Below are 2,051 nucleotides of genomic sequence, written 5' to 3' on the forward strand. Positions count from 1 at the left end.
CGGGCGCCGGTTCGGGCGCGGGAGCCGGTGCGGGTGCCGGTGCGGGTGCGGGCATCGGGGCCGGGGCGGGCGCCGGCGTGGGGCGGGGTGCCTTGAACAGATTGGCCATGGGCATGCGTTCCTTGTCCGTTTTGCGATGGGGCAGCGGGAGGAGCAGCGGGAGAGGCTGCTGATCAGGCCGCCGGGACCAGCCGCGTCAGGCGCCGGTAGAGCTGCCAGGGCGTCAGGACGGCGGGGGCGTGCAGGCCCAGCAGGCGCTTGACCGCCTCCACGCAGGTGAAGGCCGCCCAGGGGGCCGGGCGGGTCAGGCCGCGCCGCACCGGCGCGGGGGCCACCGCCATGCCCATCCCGCGGTACCAGCCCGGCAGGTCGAAGGCGGCGGGCAGGTCGAGAACCGACACGTCGGTGAAGGGCGACAGCGGATCGACAATCACCCAGTGGCGTCCGTCGTGCAGCAGCGCGAAGCAGTGGCGGAATCCCGGTTTCAGCAGGCGCAGCCACCACAGCTCCGCCTCGCCGCGGAAGACCACCCAGACGCGCGGCGCGACCGCTCCCGCGGCGGCCCGGCAGGGCTGGGGCAGCGGCGCGCTCATTGCACGATGCCCTTTTCGCGCAGCACCGGACAAAGCTGCTCGAACGCCTCCCGCCACAGCGTGTGGGCGCGCTGTTCGCGGTGGCGGGCGGGGTCCGGCGCCATCAGGCGGCGTCCGTAATGAACCAGCACATGCAGATGGTCGCGGATCAGCAGGCGGCGGCGGTACAGCCGGTCCACCGCGCGCAGCACGTCGGTGGGCTCGCACGGGCGCCGGACCAGCCCGCGCCCGGCGACGATGCGCGCGCCCGCGGCCTTGGCGTCCTGCGCCTGGACCGACCAGAACCACGCCTCCTCCGCGCTGCCGAACGGTTCCCCGGCGGCGTCGGACAGGACCATGGACATGTTGCGGTGAAGGGCCATGCGTGGGGTCTCCCTCGTGAATTGCAGCTTGTGCGTTCGCGGGCGCAGCTTCGCTCTCGGGCGGAGCGCCGGATGGGCCGCGGCACGCGCGGTCGGCGAACACATGTTCACGTTATGTACTGATTACATTCCTTGGTCAAGGAAAATATGAATAGGTTCCTAGGGACGGGCCGGCCCGTTTATGTGATTATCCTCCCATGCTCAAACATGCGGACATCTGGCGGGCGATCGACCGCCTTGCGGCCCAGCACGGGCTGTCGGCCTCCGGGCTCGCGCGGCGCGCGGGGCTGGATCCGACGACCTTCAACAAGAGCAAGCGGACCACCGGCGACGGAAAGCTCCGCTGGCCCTCGACGGAGAGCGTGTCCAAGGTTCTGGAGGCGACGGGCGCGTCGCTGTCGGAATTCGTCAGCCTCGTCGGGGAATCCGCGGGCGCCGGCTCGCTCCAGCGGGTGCCGGTCATCGGCTACGCGCAGGCCGGCAACGCCGGCTTTTTCGACGACGCCGGCTTTCCGTCGGGCATCGGCTGGGACGAGCTTCTGTTCCCCAGCATCGGCGACCCGCACGCCTACGCGCTGGAAATCGCGGGCGACAGCATGGACCCCGTCTACCGCGACGGGGACACCATCATCGTCTCCCCCGCCGCGCAAATCCGGCGCAACGACCGCGTCGTCGTCCGCACCAAGGGTGGGGAGGTGATGGCGAAGCAGCTCGTCCGCGAAACCGCGACCAAGGTCGAGCTGATGTCCATCAACCGCGCCCATCCGGACCGCAGCATCCCGCGCGCCGACGTCGCCTGGATGGCCCGCATCGTCTGGGCGAGCCAGTAGGCGTCAGCTTTGCGGCACTTTGTCCTAGGATGAAAATCCTTGAAATAGGCCGCGAAGACGTTTAGCGTCCGGGCATGACCGGACTCGCCGGGACGCCGCGGCGTTCATCCCTTCTGCAAGACCTCGAACGCCGCCACGACGACGCGCCGCCCCGCGGCGTGCTGCGGACGGCGGTTCTGGAGGGGGCGGAGCGTCACAGCGCGCTCGCCCATGCCGCGGCGCTCCGGCTGCACGGCCGTCTGGCCGCCGAGGCCCGGCAGGGTTCG

3 protein-coding genes and 1 pseudogene are annotated in these 2,051 nt (G+C 70.9%); 2 read left to right on the forward strand and 2 right to left on the reverse strand.

What is annotated here, in order from left to right; translation table 11 throughout:
* Positions 1 to 173: 173 nt before the first annotated feature.
* Complete coding sequence (locus QSG27_RS28725) at positions 174 to 593, reverse strand: hypothetical protein (RefSeq protein WP_306712250.1); 420 nt, start codon at positions 591 to 593, stop codon at positions 174 to 176.
* Entirely contained in the window at positions 590 to 955 is a 366-nt protein-coding gene (locus QSG27_RS28730; protein ID WP_306712252.1) for a hypothetical protein, read from the reverse strand. Before QSG27_RS28730 ends, QSG27_RS28725 begins: the two co-directional genes overlap by 4 nt.
* A gap of 197 nt (positions 956 to 1,152) precedes the next feature.
* Here QSG27_RS28730 and QSG27_RS28735 point away from each other — a divergent pair, with 197 nt between their 5' ends.
* Together QSG27_RS28735 and QSG27_RS28740 are read left to right on the forward strand one after the other, a co-directional pair.
* Complete coding sequence (locus QSG27_RS28735; RefSeq protein WP_306712253.1) at positions 1,153 to 1,785, forward strand: LexA family transcriptional regulator; 633 nt, start codon at positions 1,153 to 1,155, stop codon at positions 1,783 to 1,785.
* 74 nt (positions 1,786 to 1,859) lie between these two features.
* A pseudogene (locus QSG27_RS28740) lies at positions 1,860 to 2,051 on the forward strand (hypothetical protein); the annotation flags it as partial.

It is taken from the genome of Azospirillum isscasi (assembly GCF_030849505.1).
In the GTDB taxonomy this organism is placed as follows: domain Bacteria; phylum Pseudomonadota; class Alphaproteobacteria; order Azospirillales; family Azospirillaceae; genus Azospirillum; species Azospirillum isscasi.